Here is an 18,839-nt window from a genome sequence, read left to right on the forward strand (position 1 = left end):
CCCTACTCCTCCTTGTCAGGCGCGGCGCTTGCCGCTCTGGGTCCGGCTCTCCTCCCCCTTGAGGGGAGTCACCTTGCGCTGTTTCTCATACAGGAAGCGCAGCACCTGCTGGCGCAGCCTGTGGTAGTGGTGATCGTCGGCCAGGGCCACCCGCTCCCGTGGCCGTGCCAGGGGCACCGGCAGCACCTCCCCTATGGTGGCGCTCGGCCCATTGGTGAGCATGACGATGCGATCCGAGAGCAGCACCGCCTCGTCCACGTCGTGGGTCACCATGATGACGGTGGTGCCAAGCTGGGCCTGGATCCCCATCAGGGCATCCTGCAGATGGGCCCGGGTCAGGGCATCGAGGGCCCCGAACGGTTCATCCATCAGCAGCACCTTGGGGCTCAGGGAGAGGGCCCGGGCGATGCCGACCCGCTGCTTCATCCCCCCGGAGATCTCGTGGGGCATCTTGTGAGCCGCATGCTCCATCTGCACCAGGGTGAGAAACTCCATCACCCGCTCGCTCACCCGGGCCCGCCCCCTGGTCACCTGGCGCACCGCCAGGGCCACGTTCTCGAACACGGTGAGCCAGGGGAGCAGGGCATGGTGCTGAAACACCATGGCCCGCTCTGGCCCGGGCCCGGCCACCTCCCGCCCCGCCAGGATGACCCCCCCACGGGTCGGATCGCACAGGCCGGCCACCAGGTTGAGCAGGGTGCTCTTGCCGCAGCCCGAGTGGCCGATGAGGGAGATAAACTCCCCCTGCTCGATGCGCAGGTTGACCTGGGTCAGGGCCTCGAAGAAGCCCCGCTCGGTGGCAAAGCCCACCCCCAGATCGCTCAGTTGTAAGAAGCTGTTCATGGTTGTCTCCTCAGCGCAGGGCCGCGCGCTTGTCCCAGGACCAGCGCTGCTGCAGGGCCAGCATCAGGCGATCGAGGGCGCAGCCGATGAGGCCTATGGTGAGCACGGCCACCATGATGCGGGCCAGGGAGCTGGCGCCGCCGTTTTGAAACTCGTCCCAGACGAACTTGCCGAGCCCGGGGTTCTGGGCCAGCATCTCGGCCGCGATCAGCACCATCCAGGCCACCCCGAGGGAGAGGCGCAGGCCGGTGAAGATCATGGGCAGGGCCCCGGGCAGCACGAGGCGGCGCACATGGGTCCACCAGGAGAGGCGCAGCACCCGGCTGACGTTGTGCAGGTCAGGGTCCAGGGAGCCCACCCCCACCGCCGTGTTGATCAGGGTCGGCCAGAGGGAGCAGAGGGCCACGGTGGCCGCCGAGATGAGAAACGACTTGGAGAAGGCCGGATCCTTGCTCACATAGAGGGCGCTCACCACCAGGGTGATGAGGGGCAGCCAGGCCAGCGGCGAGATGGGCTTGAGCAGCTGTACCAGGGGGTTGACCGCCTGATAGAGGCGCGGGCTCATGCCGAGCACGATGCCAAGGGGCACCGCCATCAGGGTGGCGAGGCCAAAACCGAGCAACACGGTGAGCAGGCTGGTCGCCACCTGGCTGACGAAGGTGGGACGCCCCGTGTAGGGCACCTGGCTCACCCGGGCCGCCGGATCCGCCGCCAGCCGCTCGGCGTTGCGCCGGGCCTGACGCTCGAGGAAGGCCTGCTCGCGCTCGCGCTCGGCCAGGAACTCCTGCCCCAGCTGGCCCGCCTGGGTGAGGGTGGCCACAGGCCCGGGCAGGGTCCCGAGAGAGGTGTGCACCCGGCTCGCCCCCCACTGCCAGATCAGCAGGAAGAGGGTGATGCCGAGCAGGGGCCAGAGCAGCCCCTTGAAGAGGTGATGGTTCATGTGGCGCTCCTTGCTTACTGCACCCGCTCATCGCCCTTGAGGCCGATGGCAAACTGGTTGAGGTAGTCGTTGGGACGACGAGCGTCGAAGGTGTGGCCATCGATAAAGCCCGACTCGGCGGGGCGATAGCCGCTCTCGCTGGCAAAATCCACAAACTCCCCGGCCTTGAACTTGCCCTCGGCCACCAGGGCCTCGGCGGCCTGGCGATAGACCTCGGGGCGGTAGACGGCCCGGGCCACGGCGTCATACCAGGCATCGCTCTGGCCGGTCGGGATCTGCCCCCAGCGACGCATCTGGGTCAGCATCCAGACCGCATCCGAGTAGTAGGGGTAGCTGGCGTGACGGCGAAAGAAGAGGGTGAAGTCGGGGGCCGGGCGCACATCCTCCTTGCCGTAGCGGAAGGTGCCGGTCATGGCGGCGGCGATCACCGGCTGGTCGGCCCCCACGTAGTCGGGACGGGCCAGCAGCGTCACCGCCTCGGAGCGGTTGCGATTCTCCCCCTCGTCGAGCCAGCGGGCGGCCCGCAGCAGCGCCTTGACCAGCCGCACATGGGTGTTGGGGTAGCGCTCGGCGAAGGCGCGGGTCACCCCCAGCACCTTCTCGGGGTTGGAGTCCCAGATCTCCGCATCCGTGATGACCGGCACCCCCAGCCCCTTGGCCAGGGCCTGTTGATTCCACGGCTCACCCACGCAGTAACCCGTGATGGTGCCGGCCTCCAGGGTGGCCGGCATCTGGGGCGGCGGGGTCACCGAGAGCAGCACCTGGGCATCGAGCTGGCCCGTGTTGTCCCCCCGTGCCGGGGCGTAGTAACCCGGATGCAGCCCCCCCGCCGCCAGCCAGTAGCGCAGCTCGTAGTTGTGGGTGGAGACGGGAAACACCATGCCCATGTTGAAGGGCTTGCCCTGGCTGCGATACTGCTCCACCACCGGCTTGAGGGCGGCGGCGCTCACCGGCCCCGTGTGACCGGCCAGCGCCGGCTGCATCTGCTGCCACACCGCGTTGGCCACCGTGATGGCGTTGCCGTTGCGATCGAGCGACAGGGCCGTGACCAGCTCGGCCCGGGTGCCTATCCCCACGTGGGCCGCCAGGGGCTGACCGGCCAGCATCTGGGCGCCATCGAGCTCGCCGCCGATGACCCGGTCGAGCAGCACCTTCCAGTTGGCCTGGGGCTCCAGGGTCACGTAGAGCCCCTCCTCCTCGAAGTAGCCCTTCTCATAGGCCACCGCCAGGGGGGCCATGTCGGTCAGCTTGATAAAGCCAAGTCGCAGCGCCTCCTTCTCCGGCGGTCCCACTTCGGCGTGGGCGACCGCCCCCAGCAACAGGGCACAGAGCGCCCCCCATCTCTTTATGCTCATCCTCGCTCCTCCCTGAGTCCGTCAGGCGGGACGCCGTTGCCCCGGATGACGGCACAAAAAAAGCCCCACCGATGCGGGATCGGTGGGGCGACATTGCCCGGCCTGTGACAGGCCATCGATGGCGGGGCTTGCCCGCCTGAGTAACCGTTATCGACTATTCATTTACCGTGCCAGCTCGGCAATCTGCCCCTGCGAGCCGGCTCCTGACCGGTTGCTTCGCGCCCGCCGCCGCCCCTTGCGCCAAATCGGGTCACGGCTGCACCAAATCGGTTATCCGGCGAGGAGCTGGCGAGCCAGCTCCCCCAGGCTCTTGCTCTGGGCCATGGCGGCCCGGCGCAGCAGCTGGTAGGCCTCCTCCTCTCCCAGCCCATGCTGACGCATCAAGCGCCCCTTGGCCCGCTCCACCAGGCGGCGCTCCTCGAGCCTGCGGGTGAGCCCCTGCTCCCGCTCTGCCCCCTCGGCCAGCAGCAGGGTGAGCTGGCGCGCCAGGGAGAGCCAGGCGGCTATCTTCTCCCGCTCGCCGCAGCCGTGGGGCACCAGCCAGACCCCAACCCCCATCAGGCTCTCCTGCTCACGGGCGGGAATGCGCTCGCAAAAGAGCACCCGTGGCAGGTCGGGGCGCGCCTTCAAGGCCAGGCGCAGCTCGGCGGTGATCTGGCGACAGCTGATCATCAGGCCCGCCGCCTCTCCCTGCGCCTGCTGCAGGGCGTGGCGGTCGAGAATGCGGGGTCGATAGCCATAGTGGCTGCAGAGCCCGGCCAGGCGGTTGGCCTGGCCCGGTTCATCGGCGTGGATCAGCACGCAGGCTGTCTCTTGCTGGGGTGAGTGCATGGTGCCTCCGTCACGGGTTGTGGTCGGAGGACAACGCAACATGGAGACCAACTTATTGAATCTACCCCCTTTTTATATACAAGGGGGTAGTCGGGGCTAGTCGGGCCTGTGACGCTCCACCAGGCGCGCCACCTCGGGCAGGCAGGTGCCGCAGTTGCTACCGCAGCCGAGCAGGGCCTGCAACCCGGCCACCTCCCCGATCCCCTGCTCCTCGATCGCCGCCAGGATCTGCCGCTCGCTCACCCGCAGGCAGGAGCAGATCAACCGGCTCGCCCCGGCCAGGGCCTGATCCAGGGTGGTGATGAGGACATCGGCCTGCAGCGGGGCCCCGAGCAGGCTGGCCAGGGTATCGATGCGCACCGAGCGGGGGGTCGGGGTCACCAGCAGCAGGCTGTTGATGCGCCCCTGGCGCAGCTCGATGGCCAGCCAGCCCCTGGCCTGGGGCAGCCGCAGCCAGTTGCCCGCACGGTTGAGCCGGCCCCAGCTCTGCGCCTCGCTCTCCTGCCAGCTCGCCAGCCACTGGCATAGCGCCCCCCCGTGCGTGCCCAGGGTGCGCCGCGCCCACCACTCTACCGGGTGGGCCCAGGGCTCGCTGCCCAACCAGAGCCCCTGCCAGAGCAGGGGACGGGCGCTGACCCACACCCGACTCTGCTTGAAGGCGGGCTGGCCCGAGAGGGGATCGACCCGGGGCGCCACCAGCCGGTTGACCCCGGCCCCCCGCCCATGGGCCTCGCTCCAGTGCATCGGCATAAAGGCCTCCCCCTCCCGCAGCCCCTCGTCTCGCTCGGCCAGGGCGTGGGCCAGCCCCTGCTCGCTCTCGATGGCCAGCAGATCCCCGGGCTCGGCCCCCAGGGTCCGCAGGCTGGCGGCGCCCAGCCTCAGGGTGGGCCAGGGCTCGGCTTCCTGCAGGCGGGCCACATGGCCGGTGCGGGTCATGGTGTGCCACTGATCCCGCAGCCGCCCCGAGTTGAGCAGCAGCCCCACGCCCGGTGCCGGCGTCTCCCCGCGCTGAGCCGGTGCCAGCGTGACCGGCCCCGGCTCAGCGGGCACCACCAGCCGGGCTCGCCCGTCCGGGGTGGCGAAGCGGCCATCCTCGAAGAGGCGCCGGCATCCTGCCGGGTGCGCCCGGTTGACCGGCCAGGAGAGGGGCTCGAGCCCCTCGTACTGCTCCCGGGTCAGGGTGGCCAGGGCCGAGATGTCGAAGTGGCGCTCCCCCCGGTTCTCGAAGCCCGAGAGGGTCGCGTGCTCGCAGAAGATCTGGTGTTCGTGCTCATAGGGGAAGGCCTGCTCAAAGCCGAGGCGGCGCGCCACCTGGGTCAGGGCCCACCAGTCGGGACGCACCTCGCCGGGAGGGGGGAGAAAAGGGCGCTGGCGACTCAGGGTGCGCTCCGAGTTGGTGATCGTTCCCCCCTTCTCCCCCCAGGCGGCGGCGGGGAGCAGCAGGTGGGCGAAGCCGGCCGTGTCGCTCTGGTCGGTGATCTCCGAGACCACCAGCAGCTCGCAGCGCGCCAGGGCCTCGCGCACCCGCAGGGTGTCGGGCAGGGAGGCGGCCGGATTGGTGCCAAGCACCCAGAGGGCGCGGATCTCGCCCCGGTGCACCGCCTCGAACAGATCCACCGCCTTGTGCCCAGGCCCCGTCACCACCCGGGGCGCCCCCCAGAAGCGGGCGAGGCGATCCCGACTCTCCTGGTCAAAGCCCATGTGGGCGGCGAGCTGGGTCGCCAGCCCCCCCACCTCGCGCCCCCCCATGGCATTGGGCTGGCCGGTCATGGAGAAGGGGGCCGCCCCCGGTTTGCCGATGCGGCCGGTGAGCAGGTGGGCGTTGATGATGGCGCCGGCCTGATCCACCCCCTGCCGGGACTGGTTGATCCCCTGGCAAAACAGGGTCAGGGTGCGCGCGGTGGCACCAAACAGGCGATAGAAGCCGAGCAGATCCGCCAGCGGCAGATCGCAAGCCTCGGCCACCGCCTCCGGCCGCCAGCGGGGATCGTCCAGGGTGGCGGCCAGGGCATCGAAACCGGCCACATGGCGGGCCACATACTCCCGGTCCCACAGCCCTTCGTCGAGCAGATAACGGCCCAATCCGCTCCAGAGGGCGAGATCGCTGCCCGGACGCAGGGGCAGGTGAAGATCCCCCTGGCTCGCCGTCATGGTCTCGCGCGGGTCGATGACCACCAGACGCATGGCCGGGCGCCGCTCCCTGGCCTGTTGCAGGCGACGAAACAGCACGGGGTGGGTCCAGGCCGTGTTGGCGCCGGCCAGCACCACCAGATCCGCCAGCTCCAGATCCTCGTAGCAGGCGGGCACCAGGTCCTCCCCGAAGGCGCGCTGGTGCGCCACCACCGCCGAGGCCATGCACAGGCGCGAGTTGGTGTCCACGTGGGGGGAGCCGATAAATCCCTTCATCAGCTTGTTGGCCACGTAGTAATCCTCACAGGTGAGCTGCCCCGAGAGGTAGAGAGCCACGCTCTCTGGCCCCGACTCGCCGATGATGCGCGTCAGCTCTCCGGCCAGCCGATCCAGGGCCGCCTCCCAGCCTATCCGCTCGCCCCCCCAGCGGGGATAGAGCAGCCGCCTCGGGATATCGAGGCTCTCGATCAGGCTGGCCCCCTTGATGCACAGGGCCCCCCGGTTGGCCGGATGAGCCTCATCCCCCGAGAGGTGCCAGGCCTCCCCCTCCCGCTCGACCCGAACGCCGCAGCCGACGCCGCAGTAGGCACACACACTTCGCATCTCGCCTCTCCCCATAAAAAAAGCGCCCGCCCCCCCGGGGGGCCGACGCCGTTGTCATTGCCACTCTGGTCACAGGCCTGCCGGCCGCGACCCCTTGTCATCAGATCAGCCAGAGCGCAAGCAAGGGGCGCGCCAATCGGGCACGGCGGCAGCGGGACGGCGCGCCGGGGCGAGAGCCCACCACTTTGGTGCAATCCTCCCATCTTGGTGCCCGAATACGGAGTGGTCCTCTCCCCTCTGGCGGTATAAGCTGCCCCTATCAGCCAAAAAGGAGCCAAATGATGAATGAATCCCTGATTGTATTGGCGATTTTCGTGATCCTGGTGATCGCCACCCTGAGCGCCGGCATCAAGATAGTGCCCCAGGGCTACAACTGGACCGTGGAGCGCTTCGGCCGCTACACCCGAACCCTCACCCCTGGCCTCAACCTGCTCCTCCCCTACGTGGATCGGGTCGGCCACAAGATCATCATGATGGAGCAGGTGCTCGACATCCCCTCCCAGGAGGTGATCTCCCGGGATAACGCCAACGTCACCATCGACGCCATCAGCTTCGTGCAGGTGGTCGAGGCGCACCGGGCCGCCTATGAGGTGAATGACCTGATGAGCGCCATCAGAAACCTGACCATGACCAATATCCGTACCGTGCTCGGTGCCATGGAGCTCGACGAGATGCTCTCCCAGCGCGACACCATCAACGAGAAGTTGCTGCGCACCGTGGATGCCGCCACCGCCCCCTGGGGGGTCAAGGTGACCCGTATCGAGATCCGCGACGTGCAGCCGCCCACGGATCTGGTGGCGGCGATGAACGCCCAGATGAAGGCCGAGCGCCAGAAGCGCGCCGAGATCCTGGAGGCCGAAGGGGTGCGCCAGTCGAAGATCCTCAAGGCCGAGGGGGAGAAGCAGTCCCAGATCCTCAAAGCCGAGGGGGAACGCCAGGCCGCCTTTCTCGCCGCCGAGGCGCGCGAACGGGCCGCCGAGGCCGAGGCCCGCGCCACCGAGATGGTCTCCCAGGCGATCGCCAAGGGTGACGTGCAGGCGGTCAACTACTTCGTGGCCCAGAAATACACAGAGGCGCTGACCCGCATCGGCGAGAGCGAGAACAGCAAGATAGTCATGATGCCGCTCGAGGCGAGCCAGCTCATCGGCGCCATCGGCGGCATCGGCGAGCTGATCGGCAAGCGCGGGGAGCAAAAATCATGATGGAGTGGCTCGCCACCCTCTCCCACTGGCACTGGCTGGGACTGGGCTTTGCCCTGCTCGCCATCGAGGTGCTGGGCAGCGTCGGTCTGTTTCTCTGGACCGGCATTGCCGCCCTCGAGGTGGGGCTCCTGCTGCTCATCGTCCCCTTCGGCTGGCAGGGGCAGTGGCTGCTCTTCGCCATCCAGAGCATAGTGACCACCTGGCTCTGGTGGCGCTGGCAGCACGGGCGCGATCGGGCGCCCAAAGACGCAGCCGCCGGGATCAACCAGCGGCTGCAGGGGTATGTGGGACGGGAAGTGGTATTGATCGAGGCAGTCGAACAGGGGCAGAGCCGGGTGCACCTGGACGACACCGTCTGGACGGTGCGCTGCGATCAGAGCCTGCCGGCCGGCAGCCGGGTGCGTATCACGGGAACCGACTCACACCGGCTCACCGTCGAGCCCCTTCAGCCCTGAAAGCAGTCGCTCTCGACGCAGACTTTCAGCATATCCTTCCAGGTGACGATGCCGATCAACTCGGCATTGTCCAGCACCGGCAGGCAGGAGACCCCCTCGCTCAGCATCAGGCTGGCGGCACTTTGCACCGACATGCGCGCCCCGACCGTGATGGGGTGGGCCGTCATGATCTGGGAGGCGATAAGGGGGGCGCCTGTCTCTCCTTGCAGCACCATGGCCCGATAGATGTCGGTGTCCTTGATGACACCGACCAGCTCCCCGCCGGCCAGCACCGGGAAGTGGTGAAAGGTGACCGATTGCAGCAGCTCACTCAACTGGGACAGTGAATCCTCCACCCCGACGGCGATGGGTTTGCCAGACATCATCTCTGCGACTCGCATAGAAGCTTCCTGTTTGTGCTTGTTGTGGGTTCCATTCTACGACTGCCGGCAGGCGACTGACCAAGCGCCGGCTTTCATAATTGTGGGCCAGAGTGCAAAGCGGAGCCATTTCACGTAAGATTCTCGCGTTTTTTCCGACCCCTTTCCGGTACCCAGAAGCCCCATGATAGTTGCCAGTGAAGTCGAACTGATCCGCGGCGGCCGCAAGCTGCTCGATGGCGCCAGCGCCACCATCCACCCCGGCCACAAGGTCGGCCTGGTGGGCAAGAACGGGTGTGGCAAGTCCACCTTCTTCGCCCTGATCCGCGGCGAGCTGACCCTGGACGCCGGCTCCTGCAGCGTGCCCAGTGGCTGGCAGATTGCCGGTGTCGCCCAGGAGACGCCGGCGCTGGAGTGCTCGGCCCTCGACTACGTCATCGACGGGGACAGGGAGTACCGCGCCCTGGAGGCCAGGCTCAAGGCGGCCGAGGCCGCCGACGACGGCATGCAGGTGGCCGAGTTGCACGGCCAGCTCGACACCATAGGTGCCTGGAGCATCCGCGCCCGCGCCGCCGAACTGCTGCACGGCCTGGGCTTTGGCGACGAGCAGCTCGCCTCGCCGGTGCGCAGCTTCTCCGGGGGCTGGCGCATGCGCCTGAACCTGGCCCAGGCCCTGCTGTGCCGCTCCGATCTGCTGCTGCTCGATGAACCGACCAACCACCTGGACTTGGACGCCGTCATCTGGCTGGAGAAGTGGCTCAAGAGCTATCAGGGGACCCTGATCCTCATCTCCCACGACCGGGACTTCCTCGATGCCGTGGTGGGGCGCATCATCCATATCGAGAACGGCAGACTCAACGAATATACCGGCGGCTACTCCGACTTCGAGCTGCAACGGGCCGAGCAGCTGGCCCAGCAGCAATCCATGTTCGAGAAGCAGCAGCGCGAGATCGCCCACATGCAATCTTACGTGGACAGATTCCGCTACAAGGCCTCCAAGGCGCGCCAGGCCCAGAGCCGCCTCAAAGCCATGGAGCGGATGGAGAAGATCCTCCCCGCCCACGCCGACTCCGAGTTCAGCTTCGAGTTTCGCGATCCCGCCGCCCTGCCGACTCCGCTTATCGCCATGGAGAACTTGAGCGCCGGTTACGGCGACAAGGTGATCCTGGAGAAGATCAAACTCAACCTGGTGCCGGGCTCACGCATCGGCCTCCTGGGTCGCAACGGGGCGGGCAAGTCCACCTTTATCAAGATGCTGGCGGGCTCCAACGCGCCGCTGTCGGGCAAGCTCGAGGTGAGCGCCGGGGTGAGCATCGGCTACTTCGCCCAGCACCAGCTCGAGACCCTGCGCCTGGACGACAGCCCCCTCGATCACCTGGTGCGTCTGGCGCCGGACAAGCCCGAGCAGGAGCTGCGCAACTACCTGGGCAGCTTTGGGTTTCACGGCGACAAGGCGCTCGACAAGGTGGCCCCCTTCTCGGGCGGCGAGAAGGCGCGCCTGGTGCTGGCCCTCATCACCTGGCAGCGCCCCAACCTGCTGCTGCTCGATGAACCGACCAACCACCTGGATCTCGAGATGCGCCACGCCCTGACCCTGGCCCTGCAAGGCTTCGAGGGGGCCATGGTGGTGGTCTCCCACGACCGTCACCTGCTGCGCACCACCACCGACGACTTCTACCTGGTCCACGGCGGCCGGGTCGAGGCCTTCGACGGGGATCTCGACGACTACCACAAGTGGCTCGGCGAGCAGGATAAAGAGGCGAGCGCCAGGCCCGCCGACGCCCCGGCCTCGGCCAACTCGGCCCTGGCCCGCAAGGATCAGAAGCGCCGCGAGGCGGAGTTCCGGCAAGCGACCCGGCCGCTGCGCCAAAAACTCGAGAAGCTCGAGGCGAGCATGGAGAAGCTGCAAGGCAAGCTGGGGGAGATAGAGAGCCAGCTGGCCGACCCGGCCATCTATGAGGAGAGCGCCAAGGGCAGACTCTCGGCGCTGCTCAAATCCCAGGGGCCCCTCAAAGAGGAGTTGGAGGGGGTCGAGCTCGAGTGGATGAGCCTCTCGGAAGAGCTCGAGACCATGGAGCAGGCCTTTGCCGCCGAGTAACTGGCCCACGGTGCAGGCCTTCTGGAGCTGGGCGGCCGAGCGTTACGGCCGCGCCCCCGCCAGCTGGCTGGCGCTGCAACAGGCTGGCGGCAGCGTCAACCTGGCCCTGCTGCTCGCCTGGTGTGACGAGGCGGGCGAGGCGGCGCCGCCCCTGGATGTTCTCGAGGCGGCCATCGCCCCCCTCGAGGCCGTGCTCGGCGAGTTTCGCGCCCTGCGCCGGCGCCTCAAGGCGCAGCTTGCCGAGTGCGATTACCGGGCCCTGCTGGACCACGAGCTGGCCCTCGAGCGCGAGCAGCAGACGCGCCTGTTGGCCGCCGCCGGCCTGGCCCCGGCGGGCCAACTCGCCAGCGGCGGCGCCCTTTGCCACTATCTGATGACCCTGGGCCTTGGCCCCCGGCTCGCCGAGTTCGGCGCGACCCGGCCCGGGCACTTGCGCCCGCCCCATTAAGCACCTCAGTGCCCCTGGCACAGGTACCCGTTTTATAGAGAGAGCCCATGCTGAGCTATCGCCACGCCTTTCACGCCGGCAACCACGCCGACGTCCTCAAACACGCCGTGCAGGCCCTGATCCTGGCGAGCCTGAAGAAAAAAGAGAAACCCTTCATCGTGCTCGACACCCACGCCGGCGGCGGTCTCTATGACCTGCGCGGCGAGTGGGCCCAAAAAAAGGCCGAGTATGCGGACGGCATCGGCCGCCTGTGGGACGAGCCGCAGCGCTGGGCGAGCATTGAGGAGTACCTGGGGGCGGTGCGCGCCATGAACGACGACGGCACCCTCACCTACTACCCGGGCTCCCCCGAGCTGTCGCGCCGCCTCACCCGCGAGCAGGACAGGGTGGTGCTGATGGAGCTGCACAACAACGAGGTGGAGTCCCTGCGCGGCAACATGGAAGGGGACGAGCGGGTCACGGTGCACCACAGGGACGGCTTCGAGGGGCTGGTGGGGCTGCTGCCGCCGACCCCGCGCCGGGGCCTGGTGCTGATCGATCCCCCCTATGAGCTGAAAGAGGACTACTTCCGGGTGGTCGACACCCTGAAAAAGGCGCAGAAGCGCTGGGCCACCGGCATCTACGCCGTCTGGTATCCGATCCTCGGGCGCGAGGCGGATCGCTCCCGCGACATGCTCAGCGCCATCGCCAAGGCCGGCTTTGGGGACGTGCTGGTGGCCGAGCTGGAAGTGGCCGGCCAGACCCCGGACTGGGGCATGAACGGCTCCGGCATGGTGATCGTCAGCCCCCCCTGGATGCTGGACGAGCAGATCGAGGCCTTCCTCAACCCCCTGTGCGCCAGGCTGGCCCAGGGCGCCGGCGCCCGGTACCGGGTGGAGTGGCTGAGTCGCCGGGAGGAGTGAGGCGCTCGGGCCAAGCTCCTGGCCTATGGCAAGCATCACAATCCCAGCGGGATTGCCGCTATGCGGGGTTTCGCCCGCCCACTTGGAGGAACTCGGCCAAGCTCCTTGCCTGTGGCTAGCCCTCTGATGCGGCTACGCCGCACGCAGGGGGCGCTCGGCCAAGCTCCTTGCCTATGGCTAGCCCTTTGATGCGGCTGCGCCGCACGCAGGGGGCGCTCGGCCAAGCTCCTTGCCTATGGCTAGCCCTCTGATGCGGCTGCGCCGCATAGCGGTTTCGCCCGCCCACTTGGAGGAGCTCGGCCAAGCTCCTTGCCTATGGCAGGCCCTTTGATGCGGCTACGCCGCATAGGACGCGAGGAGTTCCTCCTCGAAGGGGTTTCGCCCGCCCTGCGGGCTGTGGCGAGTGACTTCTTGCTGGCCCAAGAAGTCACCAAGAAGGCCTTCCCCCCGCCAATCCGACCGCTTTGCGGTTACCCTCGGGTCGGTCGCAAGGTCGGACGGAGCGCCGCAGATGGGGCATCCATGCCCCGCTGCGGCTGCGCCATCATCCCTGATGGCGCTCCTGACCTTGCTCCCTCCCCTCGGCGGATTGCAGGGGGGACCAATACCGTGCCCGACAGTAGCTAAGTGGGCTCGCCACGCGGTGCTCAAAACGGTGGGCAAAACGGTGGGTGTCCCAGAATCTTGCCGTCCCTGGCCTTGCACCCTCACCTCGGAGGATTGAAGGGGGGGGCCAATACCCTGCCGCCCTGATGCTCTTGCTGATAACTGGAACGACGAACTGATTAGCCCCTTCGGTATTGCTGATCTACTCCAACACGACTCAAGCTGATTAATTTATTGATCTTGCTCAGGAAACCATCGTCTCCTGCTTCCCTCCCCCGCTCCACTCGCTAACATAGCCGTTTGACAACCGACTCACCGGAGTCACCCATGAGCCAGGCCTACGCAACATCGCAGGTTAACAGCAGCAGACTGGAGGCTGTCATTCAGGGGCGGTAGCCTTGCCGGATGGCATGGATCAGCAAGAGCTGCCCACAACGACCGACTCAACATGGTGACGACCTCATGTTTATTTCTGAGCTGTTCACGTTGGCGTGGTTTGGCGGCGCTTTCAATGAGCACCCCACGCACTGTTTTTTACACAGTGGGGATGGTGGCGAAAAAAGAGGAAGTCACGCGAATACACCCAGCATAAGAAGAAAACGGATAACATTATGATTTAATGATGATTTTTACTTGGCGGCGATGCAGATGTTGCGGAGTTATATGGAATGCTCTGCTAACGGATTAGTACCGCCTTCCATCTAATCACTGTTAAATGACAAGGAGAACCCAATGGCCAATCACTTTTTTAAATGGAATGGGCAGCACTTAGGTTTTGAAAGAAACGGTAGGCTGTTCGATCCACAAAGCCAGTACCTAGGATGGATTGAGGAAGATGGTAGCGTATGGAGCGCTGAAGGTGTTTATGTGGGCGAAGTTGTTAACGGACAGTATATTCTCCGTAATACAAATAAAATGCAGCCTATGAATAAAATGGCAAAGATGCCACCTATGCCTCCACTTCCACCCTTGCCGCCGCTACCCAAATTGCCAAAACTACCTAAACTTGGCTGGCATGACCCATTTGATGTGTAGGTCATTTAACAAGCGCATGTTGTCACCCTACGGGCTGGGACGGCTTACGCTGCGCTCCAGCCGCCCCAAATGCGGGCGTTAGGGTGCTTGAGGTTACATGAAAAATAGAGTGCTCTTTTCTAAAAAGTTAACTCCAGCTTGGTAGTTATTCGATTATTTTTATTGAAAACAAGGAGATTCCAGTTGGCACTAATTCCCCCATTTTTTCTTGACTGCGTTGTGGCAATTGGAGTTCCACAACAACCTGTCGCGCCTACAGCGCCAATTCTAGAGCCGCATTGGATCGGTACAGGCTTTCTTGTAGGCAGACCAGTCCAAGGTACAAATCCAGCTCACTACACTACATACCTAGTAACCAACAAGCATGTAATTCAGGGACTTAACTCTGTTGTGTTGCGCTTTAATAATGTTAACGGTGCGGGTACGCAAGATATTCCTTTGCTATTGCAGAATCAAGCTTTTCAGCCTATTTGGTTTGGACATCCTAATCCCGATGTAGATGTCGCAGTAGTTTCTATTAACCCTCAATTCCTTCAACAGTTAGGTTCACGGTTCAGCTTTTTTGCATTAGATCAAAACTGCAGAGATACCGCAGGTTTGAGAACAATTGGAGCATCTGAAGGTGACTTTATATACGTGCTTGGTTTTCCAATGGGGCAGGTTACACCGCAAACTAACTATGTTATAGCCAGAACTGGCATTGTTGCTCGTATTCGCGATGTTTTACATGGTAATCATACAAGCTATCTAATTGATGCAAGTGTCTATCCGGGCAATAGTGGTGGCCCCGTAGTCTCGAAGCCAGAAGCGGTTTCAATTCAGGGTACACAGGCAAACAGTAATGCCAGTTTAATTGGCATGGTCAAAGCGTATATACCTTATAAAGATGTAGCTATTAGCCAACAAACTAAACAGCAAAGGGTGATCTTCGAGGAAAATTCAGGGTTAGCACTTGTTGAAACAGTAGACAGTATTCAACAAACTATTCAAATTGCGCATCAAACGCAAAATCCATACGCACCCTAACAAACGCTTCAAGAGGGACAGCCAACGCGCGGCATTTTTGCTATGCGTTGGTTTTTGCGATTACAGCGTTATGCGGAAAGTTAATAGTAGCGTTGGCTGCCCCTTAAGCGGGCGTTAGGCATTTTCATGGAGTTACGAGATTAAATGACCATATTATTCAAAGCAGTTTTATCTCCGACATGGTTTTTAGCTAAACAACTGAAAGCTAAGAAAGTTGGTGATGAACGGAAAACTCTGTTGAAGAATCTGAATAGTTTCTATTTAGTGCTCGCAATTGTATTGATTGTCCCGATTGCGTTTTTCCAGTCAGAGTGGGAGTTACAATCAGGAGAGAGTGTTAGCTCCCTGTATGAGTTATTGCCGTTTGGATATCGTATTTTTTGGGGCTATTTCTTAATTTCGCGCTGTAACGAAATTTTTATTGCATTTTTAGATGATGCTGCAGATAAACTAAAAAGGACTGATAGCACTAGCTCCTTAGAGTTTTTTGAACGCTTAAAGTTATCGTTGCATAGTTACCTAGAGCTAATTATCAATTTTGCTTTTATATATATGTTGACTCCGACCTCATATTGGTGTGATGTTAGCAGTAGCGTTTGTCAATCAGACTTAGTAAGTGTGAGTGATGCGTTATTTTATAGTGCAGCAACAATCACAACTCTCGCGGACGGTAGTGTTTCTCCTAGCTATTGGCTTGTTCAGTTTCTCACCATATACCAGATATTCTGTGGATTTACTCTTTTAATAGTATGCTTCACTGTTTATACCAGCCGAGCTATCAGTGATATTGGTACAGCTTCTCAAGTAGAAAGCGTAACAGATACTGAAACTTACACTGCCACCGTAAAGCCAGAGAAACCAAATGCCTAACAAACAATTTAAGAGTGATTCAGCACGCTTGGCATTTTCGGTTTGGGTCAAGTTTAGTGATTAAGGTGTTTAAATTGAGTTTCGTGGTCGCGTGCTTCACACCTTAATTGGGCGTTAGGCACAGGGTGAAAAGTGGAACTACAACAGTTAAATCAGCGCCAACTTAAATGCTTGCTCGATAAAGTTGGTCTTGACTCAGAATTGGCGTTTTGTGAAGGTGCTGTGCCACCAAAGCATGTTCTGATTCGTTCTTATGAGCAGATCCAAAACTCAAAAGCTGAAATTTGGTCATTACCCTACATGATGTTAGTGGGCAATAATGTCGTTGGTTTTTGTGGCTTCAAAGATGAACCTCAAAATGGTGAAGTTGAAATTGGATACAACGTTTCCCCCCATAAGCAAGGTCGAGGATTTGCAAAGTTGGCAGTCAATCAACTTTGTCAGTTAGCTTTTAATGCAGGTTCAACTGAACGAGTTGTTGCTTTAATTTCATCGACTAACCACGCTTCGTTGAATGTTGTGCGAGCTAACAACTTTGCATTCATGGGCTTTGTTGTTGATAGCGACAATGAAGAACTGGAAAAATGGGTACGGGAAGATTCTGTGACAGCCACCATTTTGACACAACAACTTGCCTGGAGGTAAATAATGCGGTCTGAACATGATATTTATAATGATATTGGTGCGATATTGATGGCTATTGTTCCTAACGATGCATCAAAAGTAATGTTGCAGGCAACTCTATCTCCCGAAGGGGATCATTGTAAGTGTGAGTTTGATTATATTGATAAACACACTGGAGATATTAATTGGTTCTCCGCTGGCATGCAGGCAAATTGTGATTTGATGGATCTTCTTGTGGAATTAAGGAATTTTTTTGCTGATAACACAGGCTCTGATGTAAAATCATTTTGGCATGATTGTAAAATTGTTGTGGATGTTGAATCGCTGAAAATTAGCATTAACTTTAAATATGATGATGAAAAGTAAGACAGATTCTGGGGGGATAAATCCTGTGGAAATTCTGGGACACCCACCATTTTGACAGGGGCGTAGTGGTCTGCTTGACTTGAAGCCTCACTGCCGAGTGTAGTGGCATAGTGAATTTGGCCACCTGATTAGAGGTGATACTCTCACCTCATAAACTGACAGGTGGCATCATAACCGAAATGATGACTGTCCCATTTTCGGCGCTTTATATTACATCATTGATAAAAACCAGCTCACGCTTATAAAAGTTCCGCAAGACAGTTAATAAAATACGAAAGCAATATCTTTATAGCCTCAAACGACAGAATAAATAAACATGAAGAACATCGCCATCATTTCAACTTTATTGTTATGTTTTTCCGCCTCCGCAGAAACAATCTCATCTTATATAGTTGACAGAACAAACATTGACATAAAAAAAGACAACAATTGTTATTATTTATTGGTGGCCGGAAAAGAGAAAGAATCTTTGATGTGTGTTGATGATGAACTGCAATCTGACGTTATCATAAAAGACTTCAACTTTGACGGTTACAAAGATATCGCCATCACTAACTATCTCGGCATGGTAAACACTGCTTTTTATGTTTTTTTGTATGACCATATGAATGCAGCATTTAAAGAGCTAAAAATTGAGAATTATAAAATGCCAGCCTCTGCCTGCGGGGATCTCTATAACCTTGCAGCCCGAACAGACGATCTGTCTTTAGTTAGCTCTTGCCGCGAAGGCCCTGTATGGTATTACGATACTTATCGATATAATACCAGAGGTGAACTCTGGATATATAAAACAACAGAGTATCAGTTACAAAACTCCGCGATTGAGACCTTCCCTCTTTACGAGCACACATTTAGTCAGAAGGGGGATAAGCTGGACACCGTTGCGATTGATTTTGATGGTAATAAGATCTTCTGGTCAGTCACATCTGAAAAAACCTTTCTCTACTCATCACCAGAAAAAACATCAAAGACCAAAGCCTATCTTATTCATAATGATAAAGTAGAAATTCTAGAGCAAAAAAACGACTGGGTTAAAATTCGCTTTGCCTCCAGAAAAGGCACTCTTGTCCGCTGGCTTTATCTTCCAGAAGCAATAGAAAAATAATTAACATGGACACCCACCTTTCTGAGCGCCTTGTCGCGGCCAACACAATCGCAGGTGGACAGGGTATTGGCTCCTCCTTCAATCCGCCGAGGGGTTGTAGCAAGGTCAGCAGGAACGGTGGGTATCCCGATTTCCTCCGCATTTTTACTATGCGTTGCGTTTAGTGTTTAAGGTGGTATGCGGTGGCTTCAGCATTGCGTTGTTCACACCTTAACAGGGCGTTAAACCTACAAACAGACGAGATTATCTAATGAAAAATGGGCTGATGATAGCAACAGTAATAATTCTCGCAGGATGTACTACAGCAAATAAAATTTACAGTAGTGACGGGAAAGAAGCTTTACTAATAGAGTGTGGTGCAGCAGTGTCTTTCTCTGTGTGTCACAATAGGGCCAAAGAGGAGTGTCCGTCTGGTTACACAACCCTTTCTGAAAATGCTGGCTTTAATCGTAAAGAAATTCGAGTACGCTGTAATGGCTAATCCATTTTCAGGTTTAACAAGGCGCTCAAAGCTGGCTTCGCAAGCATGGGACACCCACCTTTCTGAGCGCCTTGTCGCGGCCAACACAATCGCAGGTGGGCAGGGTATTGGCTCCCCCTCCAATCCGCCGAGGGGTGGGAGCAAGGTCAGGAGCGCCATCAGGGATGATGGCGCAGCCGCAGCGGGGCATGGATGCCCCATCTGCGGCGCTCCGCCCGACCTGGCGACCAACCCGAGGGCAACCGCACCGCGGTCGGATTGGCGGGGTTGGCCTTTCTTTTGGTGACTTTTCTTTGGCCACGCAAAGAAAAGTCACTCGCCACAGCCCGAAGGGCAGGCGAAACCCCTTCGAGGGCAAGGCCCTCGTGTTCAAGATCCCCGTCGTAGGCAAGGAGCTAGACTGAGCTCCTCCAAGTGGGCGGGCGAAACCCCTTCGAGGAGGAACTCCTCGCGTCCAATGCGGCGTAGCCGTATCAAAGGGCCTGCCATAAGCAAGGAGCTTGGCCGAGCGCCCCCTGCGTGCGGTGCAGCCGCATCAAAGGGCTGGCCACAGGCAAGGA

The 18,839-nt window shown here is 60.5% G+C and carries 17 protein-coding genes; 11 read left to right on the forward strand and 6 right to left on the reverse strand.

All coding sequences use genetic code 11. From position 1 onward, the window contains the following. Positions 1–15: 15 nt before the first annotated feature. From AB5Y48_RS06200 to AB5Y48_RS06220, 5 genes are all read right to left on the reverse strand, one after another. Entirely contained in the window at positions 16–843 is an 828-nt protein-coding gene (locus AB5Y48_RS06200) for an ABC transporter ATP-binding protein (protein ID WP_060587073.1), read from the reverse strand. 10 nt (positions 844–853) lie between these two features. Next, positions 854–1,783, reverse strand: coding sequence for an ABC transporter permease (locus tag AB5Y48_RS06205; RefSeq protein ID WP_224163537.1), 930 nt, complete (start codon positions 1,781–1,783; stop codon positions 854–856). Between the two features lie 14 nt (positions 1,784–1,797). Beyond that, positions 1,798–3,138, reverse strand: coding sequence for a CmpA/NrtA family ABC transporter substrate-binding protein (locus tag AB5Y48_RS06210; RefSeq protein ID WP_368164011.1), 1,341 nt, complete (start codon positions 3,136–3,138; stop codon positions 1,798–1,800). A 270-nt stretch (positions 3,139–3,408) separates the two neighbouring features. Then, positions 3,409–3,969 carry an ANTAR domain-containing response regulator gene (locus AB5Y48_RS06215; protein WP_224161053.1) on the reverse strand — a complete coding sequence of 187 codons (561 nt, stop codon included), beginning with the start codon at positions 3,967–3,969 and terminating at the stop codon, positions 3,409–3,411. A gap of 96 nt (positions 3,970–4,065) precedes the next feature. Then, on the reverse strand, positions 4,066–6,702 hold the full coding sequence (locus tag AB5Y48_RS06220; protein WP_368164012.1) for a molybdopterin-dependent oxidoreductase: 2,637 nt from the start codon (positions 6,700–6,702) through the stop codon (positions 4,066–4,068). A 281-nt stretch (positions 6,703–6,983) separates the two neighbouring features. Between AB5Y48_RS06220 and AB5Y48_RS06225 the strand changes: the two genes are divergently transcribed. Further along, complete coding sequence (locus tag AB5Y48_RS06225; protein ID WP_050667956.1) at positions 6,984–7,904, forward strand: SPFH domain-containing protein; 921 nt, start codon at positions 6,984–6,986, stop codon at positions 7,902–7,904. Then, a complete protein-coding gene (locus AB5Y48_RS06230; RefSeq protein WP_050667957.1) occupies positions 7,901–8,359 on the forward strand; it encodes an NfeD family protein in 459 nt (152 codons plus the stop codon). The genes AB5Y48_RS06225 and AB5Y48_RS06230 overlap by 4 nt, the downstream gene beginning before the upstream one ends. On the opposite strand, the gene AB5Y48_RS06235 is transcribed toward AB5Y48_RS06230, so the two are convergent. Then, on the reverse strand, positions 8,350–8,739 hold the full coding sequence (locus AB5Y48_RS06235) for a CBS domain-containing protein (RefSeq protein WP_060587078.1): 390 nt from the start codon (positions 8,737–8,739) through the stop codon (positions 8,350–8,352). The two genes, AB5Y48_RS06230 and AB5Y48_RS06235, sit on opposite strands and share 10 nt — an antisense overlap. Positions 8,740–8,902: 163 nt before the next feature. Between AB5Y48_RS06235 and AB5Y48_RS06240 the strand changes: the two genes are divergently transcribed. The 9 genes from AB5Y48_RS06240 to AB5Y48_RS06280 all read left to right on the forward strand — a co-directional run bounded on the left by AB5Y48_RS06240 (position 8,903) and on the right by AB5Y48_RS06280 (position 17,798). Next, entirely contained in the window at positions 8,903–10,816 is a 1,914-nt protein-coding gene (locus AB5Y48_RS06240) for an ABC transporter ATP-binding protein (protein WP_136614012.1), read from the forward strand. Beyond that, positions 10,803–11,264 carry a DUF2390 domain-containing protein gene (locus AB5Y48_RS06245; RefSeq protein ID WP_224161052.1) on the forward strand — a complete coding sequence of 154 codons (462 nt, stop codon included), beginning with the start codon at positions 10,803–10,805 and terminating at the stop codon, positions 11,262–11,264. The genes AB5Y48_RS06240 and AB5Y48_RS06245 overlap by 14 nt, the downstream gene beginning before the upstream one ends. Before the next feature lie 47 nt (positions 11,265–11,311). Next, positions 11,312–12,166 carry a 23S rRNA (adenine(2030)-N(6))-methyltransferase RlmJ gene (locus AB5Y48_RS06250; RefSeq protein WP_224161051.1) on the forward strand — a complete coding sequence of 285 codons (855 nt, stop codon included), beginning with the start codon at positions 11,312–11,314 and terminating at the stop codon, positions 12,164–12,166. Positions 12,167–13,504: 1,338 nt separating this feature from the next. Next, the gene (locus AB5Y48_RS06255) at positions 13,505–13,807 is read left to right on the forward strand and encodes a 4-fold beta flower protein (protein WP_161454681.1); all 303 of its coding nucleotides are present in this window, start codon (positions 13,505–13,507) and stop codon (positions 13,805–13,807) included. A 183-nt stretch (positions 13,808–13,990) separates the two neighbouring features. Then, complete coding sequence (locus tag AB5Y48_RS06260) at positions 13,991–14,833, forward strand: serine protease (protein ID WP_368164013.1); 843 nt, start codon at positions 13,991–13,993, stop codon at positions 14,831–14,833. A gap of 144 nt (positions 14,834–14,977) precedes the next feature. Beyond that, positions 14,978–15,703, forward strand: coding sequence for an ion channel (locus tag AB5Y48_RS06265; RefSeq protein ID WP_368164014.1), 726 nt, complete (start codon positions 14,978–14,980; stop codon positions 15,701–15,703). A gap of 132 nt (positions 15,704–15,835) precedes the next feature. Beyond that, positions 15,836–16,348 (forward strand): GNAT family N-acetyltransferase, encoded by a 513-nt coding sequence (locus tag AB5Y48_RS06270; protein ID WP_368164015.1) that lies wholly within the window; start codon positions 15,836–15,838, stop codon positions 16,346–16,348. Positions 16,349–16,351: 3 nt separating this feature from the next. Next, positions 16,352–16,693 carry a hypothetical protein gene (locus tag AB5Y48_RS06275; RefSeq protein ID WP_368164016.1) on the forward strand — a complete coding sequence of 114 codons (342 nt, stop codon included), beginning with the start codon at positions 16,352–16,354 and terminating at the stop codon, positions 16,691–16,693. 316 nt (positions 16,694–17,009) lie between these two features. Continuing rightward, a complete protein-coding gene (locus AB5Y48_RS06280) occupies positions 17,010–17,798 on the forward strand; it encodes a hypothetical protein (protein WP_368164017.1) in 789 nt (262 codons plus the stop codon). Positions 17,799–18,839 lie beyond the last annotated feature (1,041 nt).

This window comes from Aeromonas sp. R6-2, from assembly GCF_040908155.1.
GTDB lineage: Bacteria > Pseudomonadota > Gammaproteobacteria > Enterobacterales > Aeromonadaceae > Aeromonas > Aeromonas schubertii.